Source organism: Pseudoxanthomonas sp. PXM04, from assembly GCF_014851695.1.
GTDB lineage: Bacteria > Pseudomonadota > Gammaproteobacteria > Xanthomonadales > Xanthomonadaceae > Pseudoxanthomonas_A > Pseudoxanthomonas_A beigongshangi.
In genome coordinates this window covers 1-20,383 of record NZ_JACVAG010000009.1, presented here as the reverse complement: position 1 = coordinate 20,383, position 20,383 = coordinate 1, and the positions used below count along the sequence as shown (strand labels likewise).

The 20,383-nt window shown below is 68.3% G+C and carries 11 protein-coding genes; 1 reads left to right on the top strand and 10 read right to left on the bottom strand.

The window, feature by feature from the left end; genetic code table 11:
• The 8 genes from IB228_RS19545 to IB228_RS19510 all read right to left on the bottom strand — a co-directional run.
• The coding region (locus tag IB228_RS19545) for a hypothetical protein (RefSeq protein WP_225562580.1) at positions 1-182 on the bottom strand (182 nt) is incomplete at its 3' end.
• Between the two features lie 355 nt (positions 183-537).
• A complete protein-coding gene (locus tag IB228_RS19540; RefSeq protein ID WP_192199648.1) occupies positions 538-1,047 on the bottom strand; it encodes a hypothetical protein in 510 nt (169 codons plus the stop codon).
• Between the two features lie 104 nt (positions 1,048-1,151).
• Complete coding sequence (locus IB228_RS19535; RefSeq protein WP_183645090.1) at positions 1,152-2,447, bottom strand: substrate-binding domain-containing protein; 1,296 nt, start codon at positions 2,445-2,447, stop codon at positions 1,152-1,154.
• Positions 2,448-2,614: 167 nt separating this feature from the next.
• Positions 2,615-2,950: a hypothetical protein gene (locus IB228_RS19530; RefSeq protein ID WP_183645087.1), complete on the bottom strand. Its 336-nt coding sequence runs from the start codon at positions 2,948-2,950 to the stop codon at positions 2,615-2,617.
• 186 nt (positions 2,951-3,136) lie between these two features.
• Positions 3,137-15,376, bottom strand: coding sequence for a filamentous haemagglutinin family protein (locus IB228_RS19525; RefSeq protein ID WP_192199647.1), 12,240 nt, complete (start codon positions 15,374-15,376; stop codon positions 3,137-3,139).
• Positions 15,377-15,573: 197 nt separating this feature from the next.
• Positions 15,574-16,560 (bottom strand): FecR domain-containing protein, encoded by a 987-nt coding sequence (locus IB228_RS19520; RefSeq protein ID WP_192199646.1) that lies wholly within the window; start codon positions 16,558-16,560, stop codon positions 15,574-15,576.
• Positions 16,561-16,699: 139 nt separating this feature from the next.
• Positions 16,700-17,206 carry a sigma-70 family RNA polymerase sigma factor gene (locus tag IB228_RS19515; RefSeq protein ID WP_192199645.1) on the bottom strand — a complete coding sequence of 169 codons (507 nt, stop codon included), beginning with the start codon at positions 17,204-17,206 and terminating at the stop codon, positions 16,700-16,702.
• Positions 17,203-17,868 (bottom strand): secretin and TonB N-terminal domain-containing protein, encoded by a 666-nt coding sequence (locus IB228_RS19510; protein WP_192199644.1) that lies wholly within the window; start codon positions 17,866-17,868, stop codon positions 17,203-17,205. The genes IB228_RS19515 and IB228_RS19510 overlap by 4 nt, the downstream gene beginning before the upstream one ends.
• Positions 17,869-18,283: 415 nt before the next feature.
• Here IB228_RS19510 and IB228_RS19505 point away from each other — a divergent pair, with 415 nt between their 5' ends.
• On the top strand, positions 18,284-18,685 hold the full coding sequence (locus tag IB228_RS19505) for a hypothetical protein (protein ID WP_192199643.1): 402 nt from the start codon (positions 18,284-18,286) through the stop codon (positions 18,683-18,685).
• A 34-nt stretch (positions 18,686-18,719) separates the two neighbouring features.
• Here IB228_RS19505 and IB228_RS19500 read toward each other — a convergent pair whose 3' ends face one another.
• Together IB228_RS19500 and IB228_RS19495 are read right to left on the bottom strand one after the other, a co-directional pair.
• Positions 18,720-19,130, bottom strand: a complete 411-nt coding sequence (locus tag IB228_RS19500; RefSeq protein ID WP_192199642.1) for a CBS domain-containing protein — start codon at positions 19,128-19,130, stop codon at positions 18,720-18,722.
• A gap of 288 nt (positions 19,131-19,418) precedes the next feature.
• Positions 19,419-20,048: an NAD(P)H-dependent oxidoreductase gene (locus IB228_RS19495; protein ID WP_192199641.1), complete on the bottom strand. Its 630-nt coding sequence runs from the start codon at positions 20,046-20,048 to the stop codon at positions 19,419-19,421.
• Between the last annotated feature and the right edge of the window lie 335 nt (positions 20,049-20,383).

The window sequence follows — 20,383 nt, the reverse complement described above, 5'->3', positions numbered from 1 at the left end:
CGCCCCGGGCCCAGGTACGGCATCACCGCCTGCTCAATCTCCCGCGCCGCCAGCACGCTGTTGCCGCGCACCCGGTACTCCTGGATGCTCACCCGCTGCGGCGGCGCGCTCGACGCCTCCGGTGCCTTCGGTGCGGGCGGCGGTGCGTCCTGCGCCTGCGCGGTGGTTCCCACCATCAGCACGCATACGATCCGCGCGAGCGCGGATGCTGCTCTTGATCCATCCATCGATTTGTTCACCCGAAGCGAAATGGCCCTGGTGGATGCGACGACGCGCATTCCACTCGTCTCTGTTTTCTAGACGCATGCAGCCGTGGGGATCCGCAAACATTTTTATGACAGTGCTGTCATATTCGGCCGCGACCGCGCGAGGGCGTCAGCCGTGCGAAAACCCGCCATGCGCGCTCCCGCGAGAAGCACGCAAAAAAGCCCCGGGCGGCGGATACCGGCCGGGGCCACACGGACATGTTTCATCCCGATGCGCGCGCCGGGATCCCGATTGCTTCCCCGTACGCCGCACGAATCCCTGTTTTCCGTATCAGCCTTCGCAGAAGCAGGTGGCGGAGGCAGCGGTCCATCCCTTGGCCGGAGCACCCACCGCCACGGTGCAGCTCGCCTGCTCGGCGACCGACGTCGGCAGCTGGAAGCTCTGCTTCTGCGCCATGCAGGAACGCACCTTGCCCGGATCCTTGCTGATCGCCTCGCAGCTGGCGAGGATCGCTTCGGTACCGTCGCTGGCGGCGGCGTAGTTCTCCGTGGCGATCACGCCCTCGGCGTGACTGCTGTAGCCGACGCCGAACACTTCGGCCGACTTTGCATTGGCACCGCACTGATAAGTGGTGCTGCAGATGCGGAAGTCGCCCTGGGTGGCGTTGCCCCACGCCTTGCCCACCACGGTGACCGCGCCCGGGTAGTGGGTGATGGTGCCGCAATGTTCCGGATCATCACTCTGCTGCGCGAACACCTGTCCTGCGACCAGGCAGGCGGCCAGCGCCAACAACACCATCGTGGCTCTCCGGATCGCACTCTTTACGCTGTTGGTATGCATGTGTTGGTTCCTCGATGCTGTTCCGCTCATGGAAGCGGCGGGGATACTTCCCCGCCGCCGGTGTGGAAGGACGCCGGCGTACCGGCGTCTTTCGATTGCGTGGATCAGAGGACGCAGGTGGTGATCGTGTTCTGGACCGAGCTGCGGTAGGTGGCGCTGCCATCCAGGTAGGCGAAACCGGCCGGCGGAGCGGGACGGTTGGCCTGGGTCGCCAGGAAGTAGCCCAGCAGATCGCGCAGCGCAGTGGTGCTGGTGCCATTGGTGTTGCGATAGCCGGCCAGGTAGGTGTACGCCAGGATCGGATAGGTCACGCCGGCCGGGATCGTGCTCGGGCTGATCAGGCGCAGGCAGGCCGGGTTCGCCATGCCGGTCACCGCGACCGGCGCGTTGCTGGCATTGAGCACCTGACCGGACAGCGGCGCCGAGATGCTGATGGACGCCGGCAGCGCGGCCGGGCTGGCGCTGTTGACGGTCGGGAACTCGGCGCCCTGCGCATCCACTTCCGGATAATCGGCGTAACCGATCGACGCGGCGGTGGAGACGACGGAGGTCACCACGCCCGGGTTGCCGGACACGGCCGCCGAGGCGGCATACAACGGCGCCGCCGAACCAGCCGCCGGAACCGCCGCGGCAAAGCTCTGGTTGGGCTTGAAGTAACCGGCGGGGATGCTGAACTTGCCATTGCAGGCGGTCGCCAGATAGCTGGTGAAGGCGAAGCTGGTGCCGCTGCCATCCGCGCGGTACACGACGCGGATAGCCGCGGTCGAACCGGAGCCCGGGATGCTCGACCAGTTGGTCACGCGCGCCGAGAAGATCTGGCACACCTGCTCGGTGGTGAGGTTGGTGAAGCCCAGGGCCGAGTGGTTCGGCAGCGCGATGGCGCCGGCCAGCGTCGGGATCTGCCACAGCTCGCGCGCCGCGCGCGGGCCGCCGTTGAAGCTGGTCACGTCAGCCTGGCTGATCGGCGAATCGGTACCGATGTAGTTCGGCGCGGCGGCGGTGCCGCTGAAACCGGCCGGGCTGGTGCCGGACTGGTAGTTGCCGCACTCGCCGTTGGCGTTGATCACCGAACCCACGCCAATCAGCACGGTCTTGCCGGTGCCGCTACCGGTCTGGCAGTAGGAAATCTTGTTGCCGGTACCCGAGGCGAAACGGGCGAACAGGGTGTCCGGCGGCGTCAGGGTGGCGATCGGCGTGGTGGCCACCGTGTTGGTGGTGTTGCGCGACAGGCGCGCGCGAACCGGGACGGTGGTCAGGAAGTTGTCACCCACATAGGACTGCACCGGGAAGGTGGCGCCGCCGCCAAACAGATCGGCAGCACCGGCGGAGCCGGCAACGGTCATCGCGGCGAAGGCGACGACGGCAAGCGGACGGACACGCAGGAACTTGGAACGACGCATAACGAGAACTCCTTTTGAGAAGGATCACCATGGCGAGGAAGGAAACAACCGCGCATCGAATCGTGCGCGGTTGCCTGTCCGCCCGTGACCACGGGCGGCAGGTTCAAGCCTGCGCCCGCATTGTTCCCGCGCGAAGAAACTACGGTGTCGTTCCGGTGAACCCACCGTCACCGTTTCGCAATGTTTCCCGTCTTCTGCATCGCTTCCGGATGCACGCGCGCCAGATGGCGCAGCATCCGCTCGCGGGTGATCTCCGCGTTGGCCGACGTGTACGACTCGATCGCCTCCTTGACGTCCGCTTCGTCGTATCCGCTCATCTCCAGGATGGCGGAGATGAGCTCGTTGAATACCTCGACCGTGGCGCGGTCGTGCCAGACCTTGGCGGGAATGAAGTAACCAATCGGCATGCCGCCGTGCGATACCACCATGGGCTGCCTGGCGTGGAGCATGTGCTGCTCGAGCCGCTTGCGGAACTCGTAAACGCTCACGAATGCGTCACTCATGATTCCCCCTGTGCGTGCCTGTCCATCTGCATGTGCCTCCTCTGCCATGAAGTCCGATGCACCGCGTCTCGCTGCGATGCGCCCGCGGACGCCGGGTGGTGTTGTCCGCATCTTGTCCGCGTTCCGGCGGATTTCTCCTGCGTGGTCCGGCGGGCATCGTCCCTGACGCCCATGCAGGACTGATCGCTAGGGCTGATCCAGCCGGCTGCGCTCGGCAGTGTTCAGGCGTGCGCGCTGCGCCTCGCCCAGCGCGCCGTTGCCGAGCACCTGGAACGCGTTGCCGGGGTCGTAGCCGGTTTGCGTCACCGCGCCGGGAGAAACCCGGGGCGACGGTGCGCTGCTGCTGGGACTGTCGCCGAAGCCGAGCACCTGCACGCTGATGATCGAGGGACGCGACTGCTGCGCCTGCCGGCGCACGGTGTCCTGCGCGGCCTGCACCGCATTGGTCGCCGCCGCGCTGGCGGTGCTGAGCGCCGCCACGTTCACCGCCGCGGCGGTCTGCAATCCGGTCGCCTTGCCCTGCACCTGGATGTTGTCGGCGTTCACCACCCGCAGCGCGGCCAGGTTGACGTTGCCGGACACGCGGATGCCGGCTTCACCCGCATCGATGGTGCCCAGCGGCGCGATCAGATCGATGTCGCCCGGCGCCACTTCCGGAATCGGATTCAGGGTCGCGATGCCCGCGCCGGAACTGGGCACCTGCGGTGACAGGCTGACGTTGCCGAGATCGTCGTAAACCACGCGGGGTGGCGTGTACACCACGGTGGTCTTGGCGCCGCGGCCGGCGTTGATGTCGCCGCGCGCCGACCACAGGGTGATGCCGCCGCCGAAGGTGGTGAACACGCGTGACAGGCCCAGCAGCACGCTGTCGCGGGTGAACGCCTCGATGTCGCCGTTGCCCTGGGTCAGCAGGCCGGTGGTGGGCGGCGGCGCGACGCCGTCCACGCCCAGGGTCAGTCCACCTCCGGGCGCCAGTATCTGGATGTCGCCGCCGAAGTCGGTATGCGCGCCGGCACCTTCGCTGAAAACGATCGAGCCCTGGTAGCTGCCCGGATCATCCCCTTCGGCCATGCCCGGCAGGAAGCTGGCAATCGCATCACGGCCACGCAGGTAGCTCTGGAAACGACGGCTGTCAGGGTTGTTGTATTCACGTCCGGCCAGGCGCAGTTCCTCGAAGTAGACCTGGCGCAGGAAGATGCCGCGCTGCTCCACCGGCAGTGCCTGGAACCAGGCCAGCGCGGCGCCGGTGTCGCCCTCGTAGGCAAAGCGCTCGCGCAGCCACTCGACCAGTTCGCGTTCGTAGGTGCGGACCACCTTGTCCGGCTGGTCCGCCAACGGCCGTGCCGGGTCGGCCAGGTTGGCCGGATCCAGATAGCGCGCGGCGAAGCCTTCGAGGTCCGGCCCCTTCGCCCCCATTCCCGCCGACAGCACGATGCCCGCGCCCGGCCGATCGTCACCGGCGACCACCGGGCCCAGACTGCGGAACACGCCGAGATTCAGATCCGGCAGATTGGAGACGGGATCGTCGACGGACGTCTGATAGATATTGCGTCCAGCCGCGACGTCCAGCAGGCCCGGTCCGGCGATGCGGAAACTGGTGTTGAGGATGTCGCGTCCCGCACGCACCAGCGACACGTCGTTGGCATCGTTGTTGAGCAGCACATGGCTGCCGGCCAGGATGTCCCGCCCGGCCCGCAGTTGCACGGGCCCGGCCGCAAGGTAGTAGGTGCGGGTTCCATACAGATCCCGGTATATGCGACCAATGTCGGCGTCGATGTCGCCGGTCAGCGCGTAGATCCGGAAGGATGGCGCTTGGCCTTCATGCAGATCACTGGCCGTGTCCGGCGCGAATGCAAACAACCGCCCGCCTGTCTGCCAGTTGTAGGCCGCGCTGCCCTCCATCAGCTCCACGTCCGCCACCTCCGCGCCAAGGTTGCTGGAGGTGACCCCCGCCACGCCCGAGCCTAGCTCTTCGAGTGCGCCTCGCACCCACAAGGGCCTTTCCGGCGTCGCAATACTGTCCATGGACGCGCTCGACATCGCCGCCGTGCCGATGACATGTTCATCCGCCAGCAGTTCCAGACGGCCCTCACGCGATGGCGCCAGCAACAGGCTTTCCAGCACGATCGAGCCAGCGGCCGCTGTCGCGCCAAAGCGGCCAGCGTCGTATTGAGTCGTGCCGCCGCCCAGCATGCTCGACTGGAACTGGAGTAGATTGCCACCGGCGGTGAACAGATCCAGGCCACTGCGATTGGTCCACAGGCTGAAAGAGCTTATGGCACTGTCGGTTCTCGCTTCCGCGCCCGGAACCCGGGTAGCCCCGCCATTGAGTGCCACGCGGCCGAAATCGACACCCGTCGCCACTTGCATGCCACCCAGGGTTTTCACCTGCATCCGACCGTCGCCGACGGCAAGGACCAGCGACGAATAGCCGAAGTAGGCCGACGGCATCTGCACATCTACCGCTCGGGGATCGCCAGGCCGGTTGACGCCATAGCCATTCACCAACGACTGTCCGATCGAACCGGCCTGCAGGCGGGTATCTCCGCGGAGATTCGCCACCAGCCCGGCGGTCCGTCCGAAGCCCCCGACCGTGCTCGGATCGAGCAGCCCGGTGTTGACACGACCACCGGCACTCACACTGAGAGTGCCACCTCCCGATTGCATCTGGTGGCCCTGCGCGTCGAAACGGCCGCTGCCGCCCACCACGATGGCCAGCGCCTCGTTGCTGGTCCATATCTGGGCGGGATTCTGGCTCACGCTTGCCCCCATGTCCCCGCCAGCGCTTACCCGGACGTTGCCGCCACCGAGCGTGCCGATTCCGGAGAATCCGGCGAACTCCAGCATGAACGTTGTCGGGTTGTAGACATACTGGCCGAAGTTGATTCCCCATGCGGTCGACTGGCCCAGTTCCTCCCCGCCCTGGCGCCACAGCCAGTTGCCGATACCGGTACCGCTGTTCTGCCCGTACTCGGTAAAACCGCGCACGTCGCCCTGCGCGGACAGCTGAAGATCGCCACCGCCGGTGGTGAAGTACATCCGGCGCGCGGCCAGGGTGGCCTCATAGGCTTCGTTGCCGACGCCCAGCACGGTGCCGTCGGCCTGTCGCGCACGCTCCTGATCCCAGGCTTCCGCACCGGCGACCTGGGTACCGGCGGTGTATACGCCGAACAGGGATTTCTGCACGTAGTCGCCGCCGGCCAGCACCTCCAGATCGCCGGTACCGGTGCGGATGACCGAAAGCGCGGATTGCTGGCGCAACGGGCCGACCTTGCCCGGTCCGTCGAGGATGATGTCGCCACGTCCGCCCAATTGCGAGGCGGCGGCCAGCGTGCGGCTGTCGGCCGCGGCGAGATCGGCGCCACCGACCAGCCTCATCGACCAGGACTGCATGCCGGCTTCCAGCATCGGCGCCGCCGCCCAGTTGCGGCGCTCGACCTGTTCCTGCAACGCGATGTCGGCATTGACCGGATCGACCGCGGTCAGGCGGGTGCCGGCACCGAGAGTGATGGTGCCGTAAAGCATGCCGGGAATCTGATCACCCGGCCCGTAGTACGCGCCCAATCCGTCGGTGACCCAGCCCGATTCCACGACAGGCAGGTCCGCTCCGGTCATGGCGCCAGGAAACAGGAACCAGAAATCACCGAAGTCGGGATTGAACGGCGCTTCGAAGCTGATCTCGCCCTCCGTCGCCTGCCCGCCGGCCAGCAGCATCCGCAGTCGCGAGAACCCATCGTCGTCCGGGGTGACCGGCGGTGGCGCGAAACCATCGCTGATGCTGCCGTTGACCCGCAAATCGCCGCCGGCACGCAGCACGACCACGCCAGGCTCGCCGCTGCCGCGCAACGCGGGATCCGCATCCGGCCCGTAGCGGTAGCCGGAGAAATCGATATCGCCGGTGACCGTCAGATCACCCTCGGAGGTCCCGCTGCGGATTTCCACGCCGGGACGCAGGTGGAACGCATCCCCATGGCTGGACAGGCCCTGCAGGCGCGCCGCCAGCGCTTCGTTGCCGAGCGCCGCATCGATGAACGCCACGCTGTCGGCATGGATGGCGTCCAGGCGCGCCTGGTCCACCGTGCCGTCCTCGGCGACGTATCTGCGGAACGCATTGACCGCGATGCTCGCCGCGCCACGGATGTCCACGCCGCTCGCGGCATCCACCGCCACGTCGTCCGCGCCCAGCCGCGGCGCGTTGATATCCAGTTGTCCGCGGGCGATGCCGTCCGGCGTGCTCAGGTCAATCCGCGCGCCGTCCTCCAGCGACACCCGGCCCGCCGCGCTGGTGAGTTCGACATGACCCCGGTTGGACGCATCGATCACCGCGCCGCGGCCATCCAGTTGCAACCGCGTGCCATGCGCATCGAGCATCGCCTTCGATGCCAGCACCAGGTCATCGCGCGCGGCCAGGCGGATGTCGCCCGGCTGCGCGCCGCTGGCGTCGATGCGTCCGTTCACGGTCAGGCTGCCGCCATTGGCGGCAATCGATACCTGGCGGGCGCGCACCTCGTCGCCAATCACCAGATCGCCGGTACCGATCGAGAAGCCACGGGCCTCGAAGAACCCGCCCGTGTTGAGGCGCGCGTTCAGGCCGGCGAAATCCGGCAGCACGTGCGCACGCACATCGATCCCGCCGCTCAGGTGGGCATCATCGCTGCCGCCGAGCAGGTGGCCATCCAGCGCCACCCGGCCTTCCGCGCCGGTGGCGGTGATACGGATCGTGCCGGCGTCGTTGCCCTGCGCGGACACGTCGATCCGCGAACCGGCGGCCTGGGTGATCGCGCCGTTCTCCGCCTCCATCACCAGATCGCCGCCCCAGCTGTGCCGCTGCGCGTCGAAGAAGTTCAGCGTGCGGCCCGCCAGATCCAGCATGGAGCGTTCGCCCAGCGCGATGCCGTCCTCCGCTTCCAGCACCAGCCGGCCGCTGGGCAGCGCCACCGCGGTATCGACGTTGACGCGCTGGCCGGACAGGCGCACTTCCGCGCCCAGTTCGTTGAAGTCCGCGCGATCGTAGGCCGGCGCACCGTCCGGCGCGTCCACGGTCAGCGCGCCACCCGCGCGATAGGCCATGAACGAGCCCGCCGCGCCGGTCAACACCGGCGTGGACAGATGCAGGTCGCCGCCGGCGTAGCTGTCGGCATCGGTACCGCTGGCGTACACCGACAGCGTGCCGCGATGGTTGGCGGTGATGCGTTCTGTGGCGCGCAGATCCACGCCGGCGAAACCCAGTGCCAGCCGATCCAGTTCAACCTGGTCCTGGCCGCGCGCATAGGGCGCATAGCCGAATTCGATGCGCTCGGCCTCGATGCTCAGCCGGCCCGCACCGGTACCCGCACCGCCGGCCAGCACCGCACCGGGCGCCGCACTGGCGTAAGGGCTCGCCGGCGTGCCCAGGCCCGAGGCCAGGCCATTCCAGACCACGGTGCCGGCGGCGATCCGCGCGGTTTCGTCCGCCTCGCCCCAGCCATACAGCGCCGGTGTTTCCAGCCACAATTGGGTGTCCGCGTCGCCACTGGCGCGGCCGAGATCGAAATCGACCTCGCCGAACAGATTGATCGAATTGCCCGCGCTCAACGACACCCGTTCCACCGCCTGCTGGCCAGCCGACGGATGTATCAGGCGCTCCAGCAGTGTCTGCGAAAGCCGCACGCCATCTCCGATCGCGCCGGCTTCCTCCGCCCGCGCGAAGGCGGCATCGGTGCCGATGTGCAGGCTCGGCGCGGTGAGCGCGAAGTAGCGCGCGTTGTATTCCGCATCGCCCAGTGCCAGTTCGCCGTTGGTGGAGAACGCCAGCGTGCCCGGCGACCGCAGCACCGCGCCGTCGCCGATGCGGATGGCGTTGGGGTTGATGCCCGCGTCCGCGTTGGCGCCCGTCGGCGGGGTGAAGCGCACGTCGCCGGCGGACACCGCCAGCACCGCGCCGCCGATGGCCTGTTCGCCATTGGCGCTGTCGGAGAACACGTAGCCACGACTGGAATCCAGCAACAGGCCGTCGGTGGCGCGCGCTTCGAGCGTCGCGCCGCCTTCCACCAGCACCTGCTCGCCACTGGTGAGGAAAACCTGATCCGCGCGCAGTTGCGCGCCATCGCGTACCGCCACCGTGCCTTTGCCGCTCTCGAACACCACGCGGGGACCGAGCGCGAAACTGCCCTGGCTGGGAGCTGCCGTGGCTTCGACCAACGAGAACGTGCCGCCCACGGTCAGGATGCCGGCCTGGATGCCAGCCAGATCCTCGCTGTCGACAGAAGAAAAACCCTCGGTCGCGGCCTGGCCGGCTTGCTTGATTTCCAGCGCGCCGAGCGAGGTAAGGAACAGGTTGCCGTCCGCGCCATCATCTTCGCCGGCCATCAGCACCTGGCCCTTGAAATCCATCGCCTCGCCGACGGCGCGGGCGAAGTCCAGGTGCAGGCTCTGCGCGTCGCGCTCCAGGCGCGGGCGGCGCGTGCCGAAACGCGCGGCCTCGGCGATGGCGAAATCGGCGTAGCTGGTTTCGTTGTACTGCGAGAACCGGCGCACCGTTTCGCCGGACATCAGCGTCACCGTGGTCGGCAGGACATCGCGGATGTCCGTGTTGGCGATGCCCAGGTAGGCGCTGGCGCGGAAGGTTCCGCCCGGCATCGTCACCGCGGCGGCTTCGCGGCTCGCGCCTCCGGCCAGTTCCACCCGGAACGCGCCCGGCAACAGCGCATAGGTCGAGGGCATCAACGTGTAGGTGCCGGCCGGCAGTCCGCCGACCGCTTCGGTCAAAGTGATCTGCTGGCCGACCCGCGGCGCACCCGCGCCGGCGTCGGGCGAGACCGGCGCATACTGGCCCGGCATCGATGGCACGATGGCGTACACCTCGGCATCGGGATCGCTGAAGCCGTTCGCCGGATTGGCATTGGCCAGCGGCGTGCGCAGGATGTCGACCGATCCGCCGCGACCGGTGAAGAAGCCGGCGCCGGTCAGTTCGCCACCTCCGGACACATCGATGACCGAACCGGCCTCCGCGGTGAGCGTCACCTGGCCCATCAGCACGCCGCGCTCGATCGCATCGACCGTTCCGCTGCTGGCGCTGTCACTGCCGTCCCCATCCAGGGCGGCGAGGTCATCGAACTCCACCACCTGGCCGTTGTAGAGGTAGCGCAGTCCATCCGCCGTGCCGCCGTAGGGCATGCGCAGGCCGGCCGCGCTGGTGGAGGTCCTGCTGCCCTCGCGCAGCAGGACATGGAACTGCTGGTCAACCAGGAAGGTATCGGGATCCGGTGTCCCGCCGAACACGATGCGGCCCAGCGGTGCGCGCACCACGCCCCCCTGATCGATGTTGGCCGCGCGCAGGGCGAGCGATCCGAATACCGAAAAGGGCGCTTCGGGCGTATCGCCCAGGCTACGGATGGTCAGCGTGCGCTCGGGATCGAAGTGCTTGCCGGTGTTGTCGAAACTGACGCCGGCCGCCACCTCCGCATTGGCATGGGTCGTCGGATAGATCTGCCGCGCGGTCAGGTTCAGATCACCGCCCGTATACAGCAGGCCATCGCCGAAACGCAGATCGCCCTGGCTGACCAGGTTGACCTGATCGAAACCGAAGCGATCCACGGCCTGCGGCGTCCAGCTGTTCGGTGCGGTTTCCAGGAAGACCTGGCCGGCGCCGCCGAACTGCACCGCATCCCGCACATCGATCAGGTTCGCCTGGATGGTCAGCGCCGCGTCATTGCGCGATCCCGGAGAATAGTCGCGATACGCACTGCCGATCGTGTTGACCAGCCCCGGCTTGGGAACATCCGGTGCCGTCACCGGGATGTCGACCTTGCCCACCAGCAGCACATGCGGCGCCGACAGCGTCACCCGTGCCTCGGGCGTGTCTTCGGCCACCGACAACAACCCGCGGCGCAGCGCCAGGCGCTGGCTGAGCGCCAGGTCGACATCGCCCTCGAAGGAGATCACGTCGCGGCTCCACAGATCCAGCGTGCCGAACCCGCCGGCTTCGATCTGTTCGGCGCTGATGCGCGCCCCCAGGTAATCCCCGGGTGCGAACGCATCGCCCGCCACCGCGTCGTCGGCCAGCCCGCTGCGCACCCGCGTCTGGCTCACGGTCAGCGTTCGTACCCCCTCGTGCCCGTTGCCTTCGCGGTTTTCCAGAATGAGGTTCAGTTGACCGCCGGCCGCGCCCGCGCCGCCGGCGGACGCGCGCAACTCGCCATCGCTCAGGATGCCGGCCTGCGATCCCAACTGGATCAGGCCGCCATCACCGGCCAGCGTGACCGGACGTGCGAGGACCGGCAGTCCTTCCGCCAGATCCACCGTGGCGGCCGCGCCGGAAGCATCGAGCCGCGCGCCCTCGCGGATCACCACCATCGCGCGCGAGGTGTCGGGGACGTCCTTCACGTCGATGCCGTATTCCTCCAGGCCGATGCGGATGGCGCCGCCATCCTGGGCCAGGCCGTAGCGACGGCCCGCCGCGTCACGCGCGGTCCAGGCACGGCCCGCGGCATCGAGCAGGGCGTTCTCGCCGACCCACAGCGACACGCCGGTTCCGCCCGCCGCCAACTTGTCGACCACGCCGATGGGCGCGCTCAGCAGTGAGACCTCCCCGCCGGGCGCTGTAATGGCGCCGTCCATCACCAATTGACGCGCGGCCGCCAGGCGCACGCGATGGCCGGGATCGACGCGGATATGCGCGCCTTCGCCGACCTCCAGCGAAGCGCCGTGCAGCGACAGATCCGCGCCGGCACGCAGGCGCAGCCTGCCCGCGGCCGGGTCTTCCGCCACCACCGGCGGCGTCCATGCCTCCAGCACCGCGGACAACGCGCTGCCCGAGGAACGAAGGAATGCGTCGGTCGTCGGGCGCAGCAGCGGCATCTCCGTGGCCAGTTCCGTGCCTTCCGACACCACCAGCCCCGCGCGGCTGCCGATGCGATAGTCGGCAAAACCGCTGCGCAGCAATCCGGCGTCGAGCTTCAGCGCGGGGTCGAAAGTGATCGCCTGGTCGAACCAGGTACCGCGCGGCAGCAGTTGCCCCGCCGGCACGGTCACCGCGACCGGCGCGATCTCGCCGGCCTGCATGGTCAGCACATAGGGAAACACCGCGAATCCCTGCGGGAACACCGACGAAGGAAACACCGTGCCCGCCGGAATCGTCGTGTTGGCGAGGAACTGCATACGCGTGCCGGCCGGCAGCACGGTGCCGCCGGTCAGCCAGTTGCCGTCCACGTTCACCCATACGTTCTCGGGTACTGTCCACTCGCCGGCCAGCACCACTTCCGGTTGCGTGCCGGTATCCACCGTCACCGCCGGCAACGGCCGATCCGGAATCACCGTGGTCACCGATGTGGAGGCATCGACCGGCAGGCGTCCGCCGATCCCGATCGTCACCGCTTCACCCAGCACCACATCGGCCGGCAGGCGCGTGCCCGGTTCCAGCACGCCGCTTTCCAGCACCGCATCCGTACCGAACACCACCGGCGTGGGCGCCTGCAGGGTCAGGGTGCCGCCGCCAGACACGCCGGCCGCCAGGATCTCGCCATCCAGCCGCAGTTCGCGCCCCGGCCGATCCAGCGCGCCGTTGGGAATGGTCGCGACGCGATCGTCATTGGCGATCAGGCTCAGATCGCCGCCACGACCGCCGCTCAGCTTGCCGTCGCCATGCAGGGCCGCGCCCGAGCGCAGATCGACGCGGCTGTCCTGTTCCAGGCGAATGGAGCCCGCCACCATCCGCACCGACAGCGCACCACCGTCGATATGCGCCAGCGAGACCGCGCCGGCGCCGTCGAGCAGGCCGTTGTGCCAGGTTCCCGACAGGTCCAGGGTCGCGCCGGCACCGAGGGTGAAGTCCGCGCTGCCGTCCTCGCGCAGGAGGAAGGTGGATGCTGGCTCGGCAAGCGTGGCCATCTCCACCACGTTGTCGGCCTTCACGCTGCCACTGCGGGCGGTGATATCGGCGTTGATGGCGATTTCGGCCGCCGACAGATCCAGCACGCCGCCGTCGGCCAGCGACAGATCGGCATCGATGTGGATGGCATCGGCGCTGGTGAGGGTCAGCCCACCCAGGCCGCTGCGGTTCAACCGGTCCGCGTCCAGCAGCACGGTGCCGATGCGGTCCTCCGGCAACGCGGCGTCCGGTTCGCCCGTCGCGACATCGTCGAAGTCGCCGATCACCACCCGGCTGGCATGCGGCGCATCGAACCCGCGCGCATTGACCCGCCCGATGATCAGTTCGCCGGAACGCGCCACCGCGCTCTGCGCCTGCCGGTAGCCGTCCACGGCGTCGCGCGCGCGCGTCTGCCGCTCGCCCTCGAACACCTTGGCCTCGATATCGCCTTCAAGCACGACGGTGGGCGCGTCCACGATCAGGCGGCCGGCGTCGCGGCCGACGGTGTAGCCGTTCTCCAGCCGCTGGCGCGGCGCGATGATCGGATTGAGGTAGGCGTCCTGCACGCCCCAGCGCTCGTGATCCACCTCGTAGCCCTGGTAGACGCCGGCATAGATCAACTCCGTCGGCGCATCCTGAAGCGTATGCAGGCGGCCGTCGCCGTCGCGAAGCCAGGTCTGCTGGACGTAGCCGGTCTGCACGTCCAGCGCGCCGCCGGACAGGTTGATCTGCGATCCGGCGCGGGTGACCACCTCCTTGCCGCCCAGGGTGATCGTGCCGCCCTGCGCGGCCCACTCGCCGATGCCGTGGCCCTGGTTGTTGAGCCAGCCGCTGACCTCCAGCAGGCCGCCGGCGGCGTACCAGCGATCCGAGGCATAGCCGCCGGTGCCGGCCGGTACCAGCACCAGATCGCGGCGATCGACCCAGATCGTGCTGTTCTGCAGCTTGCCGCCATCGCGGTTGTGCGGCGAGTCGCGCAGTTCGTTGCCCTGCACGTTGACCTGCACGGTGTTGCTTTCCATCGCCACCTTCACGCCAACCGCGCCGGACACGTCCAGTCGCGCGCCCGCATCGGCCTGGGCACGATTGCCGGCGGTGACCGCGATCTGGCCGCCGGTGGCGAGCGTCAGCGAATCGCCCTCGAAGTTCACGTCGCCGCCGGAGACGATCTCCACCCGCGACTGGTCGCGTCGATCCGACAGCCGCGAATAGTTGTCGAACGCGCCGGGGTCGGTCTGCATCCGCAGCGCGTCCAGCTTTTCCGATTCGGCGATCAGCGCATCGCGCTGGCTGTCCAGCGCCGTGGTCTTGCCATCGTCCTCCAGTAGCACCGCGGTGAGCGCGCCTTCGCCCAGCGTCACCGAGCCTTCCGCGTCGCCCGCCGAATTGAGCAGGTGCACGGTGCCGCGCGCGTTGACGGTGGTGGTCGCGACCGCGACGCCCTCCTGGCGCACCTCGTGGCCGGCCAGGGTGACATCGCCTTCGCGCGCCTGGATGAGGCCGGTATTGACGACCCGGCCCGTATGGGTGGAGGCCGCGTCGCGCAGGGCGGCGACTTCATTTCCGCGCGTGGTCGATGCCTGGTTGCCTTCGGTGCCGGCGCCCTTGCGGATGACGAAACTGTCACCGGCGGCGAGTTGTGTCTGCCCCTTGCGGGTGAGGATCTGCCCGGCGTTGTCGACCTCGCCGCCCAGCAGCAGCACGTAGCCACCGCCCTGGGTGACCGATTGCGGTTCGCGGGTGCGGATCAGCGCACCGGCCTCGACCTTCACCGCGCCGCCGGCGTCAGTGAAACTCGGCGCGCCGTTGGCACCATACAGCCCGTTGCCGAGGAACTGCGCATCGCTCATGTGCGCGGCCGCCGCGACCAGGTTGCGCACGTTGACCTGCGAACTGCCGTCGAATACCACGCCATTGCGATTGAGCACCAGCACCGTGCCGGCGCCTTCGATCTGTCCCTGGATCTGCGAAGGCCGCGCCAGCGGATCGTTCACCCGGTTGAGCACCGCCCAGTCGGCCTGCTGGTCGTACTTCACCGTGGTGTTGCGGCCGACGTTGAAGGTTTCCCAGTTGAGGATCGCCTTGCTGCCGGTCTGTTCGATGGTGACGGTGGTCTTTCCGTCGGCCACCTGCTGGGTGGGATCCTTGGCGTTGTGCCAGCCGCGGGTCAGCGCCTCCTCGTCGATCTTCAGGCCGCCCTCGCCCAGGCCATCGGGCACGTCGGATGGGCGCGCCAGCGCGGCCTGCCGCGCCTGCTGCTGCAAGGCCTGGCGCAGCGCGATGGCCTGCGCGGCGACGCCCAGGTTGTTGATCGACTGCTGCAGGCGATCACGCGCGGCCTGGGATTGCTGCTGCGGTCCGGTCGGACGCAGCGGCGCGGGCGCGCCGTTGGGCAAGCGGCCGGTGGAACCCACCGCGCCCTGCACCGCGGCCTTGTTGGCGAACCAGGCGGAACTGAACGCCTGTTGCGCCAGGGCGGCATCCATGCCACCGCCGGCAAGCAGGAACAGGCCGATCGCGCGCGAAAGCGGATGCGTACGGAACGCGGGACGTGAAGGGGCAATCGCTTGCTTGGGCACTGCGGGACGCTCCGTGGAGAGGGGGACGATGACGTGTGTCATCGATGGCTTTCCTTCTTCACGACGCTCGTTGTCGGACGAACCCGCAAAGCTCCGATGCGTCCGACGTGCACGCGAGGGTGAACGTCAAGGTTCCTGAATGCGCCTGCCGGCGCGTCAGCGCGAACGGAGCGGCGTGGCGCCCGGCGCAGCCCGACTCAACCGAGCAGGACGATATCGCCGGGCAGCGTGGTCACGCGTGCCGAGAAGGCCTGCTGGATCTGCGTGATCGCCAGATCCATCCGGGTGATCGGGAAGCGCCCGCTGACCGACCGTCCTTCCAGCGCCTTGTCCACCAGCATCACCCGGCCGCGACGGTAGCGGTTGATCTCGCTGATCGCGTCCGGCAACGGCGTGTTGCGGAACACGATGACGCCGTCGCGCCAGGCCGATACCTGTTCCGGCTCGATCGCGCGCACCGCTTCCAGTCCGTCTTCGCCATAGTCCACCTGGTAGCGCGCGGCCAGCGTGCGCTGCTGGTCGCCCAGTTGCACCGCCACCCTGCCGCGCAGGCAGGTGACACAGGTGCGCTCGCCGACGCGGCGCACTTCCAGCCTGGCCGGCAGCTCCGCGGTGATCCTTCCGGCACCGGACGAAATCCGGAACAGTCCGCCGGTCGCGGTCATCGCATCGATCGCCGCCTCGCCCGCCAGCAGCGTCATCCCGTCGATCCTGCCGTCCTGGCGCTGCACCTCGATGCTGGTCTGCGTGTTCATCGCCAGCACCACGTCCTCGCGCAGGCGCACCGTGCGCTGTTCACCGGTGGCGGTGCGGTAATCCGCGCCCCACTCCGATATCGGCGTCCAGCCGCCCAGCAGCGGGTGTTCCGCCAGCAACGCCACGCCGGCCACCGACGCCGCCGCGGCCATGCCGCCGAGGAAGGCGCGCCTGTTCATGCGTGGTCCCGTCGGCCGCGCGGCGTTGGCCGCCGCCTGCGCGATCAGGCGCTCGCCGGCCGGCCCGAAATCGCGCCACAACCGCTTGGCATCCTCGAACGCGGCCCGGTGCATCGGTCCTTGCGCACGCCAGCGTTGCAATGCGCGCGCGTCCTCGTCGGTTGCCCGGCCCGACGCCAGCAATCGCACCCAGGCATCCGCCTCATGCCGCAGCCGCTTTTTCGATTTGTCGTCGTTCGTGAATGTCATGCCGCGCTTTGCCCGCACCCGGCGGACCGCCCTGGCCGGGATGGCCAACGGTGCCTGTCAGACAATAGACCGATTTGGATGGCCAATCCCGCATGGCGGGCCTTCCCCGCGTGATCCGGGGCGCTTCCCGCCGCGCGCGTCAACGGCCCAGCCGGGCCGCGCAGTAGGCCTGGGCTTTCTGCAGTTCCAGTTCGACCAGACGCAGGGAAATGCCCATCCGGCGCGCCACTTCCGGCTGGGTCAGCTGCTGCACGCGCACCGCCAGCAGAATGTTGCGGCGTCGTTCCGGGAGTTCCCGCATCACCCGGACCAGGGCTTCCAGTTCGGCCTGCGAGGCCGCCGCCTCGGCCGGACCGGGCGCCGGGTCGGCCAGTTCCAGCAAGTCGTCCACCTCGCGCGCACTGAGCTGCCGGTTGGCGGAGCGATGCAGGTCGATCGATGCGTTCACCGCCATCCGGAAAACGTAGTGCCAAGGATCGGACACGGTATCGGCCACCCGCCGCGTGGACAGGCGCACCCAGGTTTCCTGCAGCGCGTCGCTGGCCACTTCGTCCGATCCCAGACGTTGCACCAGCCGCCGCTTGAGTTCGTGATAACGCAGCACCAGGAACTGCTGCAGGCCCGCCGCCGCCTCCACCGCGCTCATGGCCGTATCCCGGGCGCCGGACAGGCCCACCCGTAGCCGGCCGCGCGCGGCAGCACCAGCAGGGTGAACGGCTGCGCCACCTGCGCCGGCACCGGTGCTCCCAGCGCCAGACCGTCCATCGCCTCGCGCACCGCCGCATCGACCGCCGTGTCGCCGGTGGATTCCAGCAGGCGGGAACGCGCGACGGTGCCGTCGGCGGCGAACCACAGTTGCAGGGCAAGACGATGCCGCCCTTCGGCCAGTTCGCTTCGTCGGCAGAACGCTTCGCCCAGGCGATGCTGGATTTCGCCGTAGTACCAGGCCGGATCGCGCGCGGGCACCGCCGGGGCTTCCGGATCGCGCGTCAGCACCAGCGCGCCCTGTCCCACCTGGCGCGTCCGCAGGCCGCTGCCCTGCAGGATCCGCGCGAGCGCGTCGGCCGCGCCCAAACGCCCGCGCACGCCGGCGGAAACCACGCCGGCGGTCAGGCTGCTGTCGTAAATGACCGATTGTCCGGTCGCATCGCCGAAGGCCTCGATGGCGCGATCCAATGGCTGCGGACCGATGTCGAAATCGAAGTCGCCGCCCGCGCAGGACGACGCCGACCGTTCGGGAACCGGTTCTTCCTTCACGTCGCAGGGCGCAACGCGTCCTTGCGCCAACGAAGCCGTAGCCGCAGCCATCGCCAGTACTCCCGAAAGGATCAGGGCAGGCGCAAGGGTCACCTTTCCGGTGCGTTTGACCTTCTCTGGACCCAAGGTTCGATACCTGCCTCGGGCCATCCTAGGTAACCAATATGACGCTTTGGTGTCCGCTCCCCGGAGCGGTGCGGAAGCGTCAAATTCCCCCGCGCCGGGCGGCCGAAGGTCGCGCATGCGCTGCATTAACGCGGGAGGAGTTAACCTGAATCCGCACTCGGTCCCCCCTGCCGTGTCCCCGGAGCCTCCGTGCAGCTTCCGTTACAGGAACTGCCCGTGGCCCACCGCTCTCTTCGCGCGACCCGTTTTTTCGTCCTCAGCCTGTTCGCCCTGATTTCGCTGCTTGCCTTGGTGCTGGGCACCTGGTGGTGCATGCAGTGATCCAGAAGGCGCGCCCGAGATGAATGACGACGATTTCCATTTCCCCCCCGTCCGCGGGGACCAACTGGGCCAAGCCCTGGCGATCTTCCAGTCCGCCCTGCATGCGCCGCTGGACGGCGCCGGCGTGGGTGTACACGTGGAAGAAGCCAGCGACCGTCTCGCCGATGAAGTGGAAAGCTGGGATCTCGACTTCGATCAACGCAATTCGCTGATCCTGCGCGTACTGGCGTTCAACGAACTGCTCGGCCGCGCCGCGCGGGATGATCGTTTCGGCGCGCATGTGGAAACCGCGGGCGGCGCCTACAACGTCAGCGACGATTTCATGCGCGCCGCGGCCCGGGCCGAACTCGCACCGTCCGGCCCGGATCAGGAAGGCCTCGCCTTCAACCTGGAAAGCGTGCTGCGCGGCCTGCGCCGTTGACAGCCCGCTTGCCCGGCTTGCTTCCAGGCAGGCCTCAATGCGGCGTCGCCACACCGCGCCCCATCGTCTGCGCGGCCGAACGCTTGGAATGCATCATGTTCGCCAGCGATACGATGCCGACCAGCCGCTTGTGGTCGTCCACCACCGGCAACCGGCGCATCTCCAGGTCGGCCATGTTGGTGGCGACCGATTCGACCTGATCGCCGGTGCGGCAATACATCACCTCCTCTGACATCACATCGCGCACGGTCTTGCCGGCGACGTCGTTGTCGGTGAGGCCGCGCACCACAATGTCGCGGTCGGTGATCATGCCAATCAGGCGATCGTTCTCGTGCACCGGCAGGCTGCCGACATCGCGGCTGCGCATGAGCTCGGCGGCATCCAGCAGGGATTGCTCCGGACGGATGGTGGCCACGTCGCGGGTCATGATCTCTTCGATGATCATCGGATCTCTCCTATCGTTGCGGACCTGACCACCGTAGGCAGCACGCGGTTACAAGAACATGAGGCATGGGGCGCCCTCAGGTCACGGGATTTTCATGGCGCCCGGCGCAGCGTTGCTGCGCGCGGCAGCGCGCCGCGTATTACGGAGCCTTCCATGAAAACGAACCCACTGTCCCGCCCGCTGGCCGGGCGCGAAGATCCCGCACCGCAACCCGATCCCCGCCGCGACCGCGAGCCGGCGGAGGAAGAAGAGGAATAACCTGTGGCCGAACGCCCGCTTGCGCCCGGTTCATGACCGGGCGGCAAGCGCCCTTGCCCGTGCGGTGGCGTCCTCGCGTATCCGCGTCAGGTTATCCGGATCCGTCAACGTGGGCGCCAGCGCCACTTCGCCGGCCACTTCGATGCCGAGAAAGCGCAGCCACTGGCGCATGTAGGGCTTCTGGAAATCCTGGTACTGGGGCGTGGCGCCTTCCGAGAAATCACCGGCGCTGGAGTACATCAGGAAGGCGCGCTTGCCGGAGAGCAGCGGCTGGTAGCCTTCGTCGCGCGACCAGCGCCAGTTCTGCCCCGGCAGGGTCACGATGTCGATGTAGTGCTTGAGCCGGTAGGGCAGGCCGTAATTCCACATAGGCAGGCTGAACACGTACACGTCGGCGCGATTGAACTGCCGCGAGACGCGCACCGCGCGGTCCCACTGCGCCTGCTGGCCGGCGGTCGCGTTCTGCGCGCGCAGCACCGCGAACTTGGCGGCGATCATCGACGCGTCGAACTCGGGGAGTTCGAGGTTCCAGACATCCGCCGTCTCGTGCGTGTCCGCGGGATGCGCCTGCCGCCAGGCATCGAGGAAGGCGTCGGCAAGGGCGAGCGAACGGGAATCCTCGCCGCCGGGCGAGGCACTGACGTGGAGCACGTGGGCCATGGGAGCATCCTTGTGCGGCTAGCCGCACCGAGTGGGGAGCGGCATTCTTGGGAGCCCGCCTGCCACCGCACAAGTACGCACTTCGAGGTGCCTACCTACTTCTGCGGGGATAAAGAGCATGCGGTATCCACGACCACGCGGCTTTTTCCTCCCCCTTTTTTAAAAAGGGGGATTGAGGGGGATTTGCTCTTGGCGCAAAAAGCAAATTCCCCGTCACCCGCTTCGCGGCTGCCCGCCCCCTTCTCCGAAGGGGGCTGAAGAGCCAGTGCCCTCCACAACGATGCATTTTTTTTACCTCCCCCTTTGAAAAAGGGGGACCGAGGGGGATTCGCTCT

Bases quoted from the DNA above. Each gene is read 5' to 3' on its own strand.
- IB228_RS19515 (WP_192199645.1), bottom strand. From the start codon at position 17,206: ATGAGCGCGGTGGAGGCGGCGGCGGGCCTGCAGCAGTTCCTGGTGCTG.
- IB228_RS19520 (WP_192199646.1), bottom strand. From the start codon at position 16,560: ATGACATTCACGAACGACGACAAATCGAAAAAGCGGCTGCGGCATGAG.
- IB228_RS19500 (WP_192199642.1), bottom strand. From the start codon at position 19,130: ATGATCATCGAAGAGATCATGACCCGCGACGTGGCCACCATCCGTCCG.
- IB228_RS19530 (WP_183645087.1), bottom strand. From the start codon at position 2,950: ATGAGTGACGCATTCGTGAGCGTTTACGAGTTCCGCAAGCGGCTCGAG.
- IB228_RS19540 (WP_192199648.1), bottom strand. From the start codon at position 1,047: ATGCATACCAACAGCGTAAAGAGTGCGATCCGGAGAGCCACGATGGTG.
- IB228_RS19535 (WP_183645090.1), bottom strand. From the start codon at position 2,447: ATGCGTCGTTCCAAGTTCCTGCGTGTCCGTCCGCTTGCCGTCGTCGCC.
- IB228_RS19505 (WP_192199643.1), top strand. From the start codon at position 18,284: ATGAATGACGACGATTTCCATTTCCCCCCCGTCCGCGGGGACCAACTG.
- IB228_RS19510 (WP_192199644.1), bottom strand. From the start codon at position 17,868: ATGGCTGCGGCTACGGCTTCGTTGGCGCAAGGACGCGTTGCGCCCTGC.
- IB228_RS19495 (WP_192199641.1), bottom strand. From the start codon at position 20,048: ATGGCCCACGTGCTCCACGTCAGTGCCTCGCCCGGCGGCGAGGATTCC.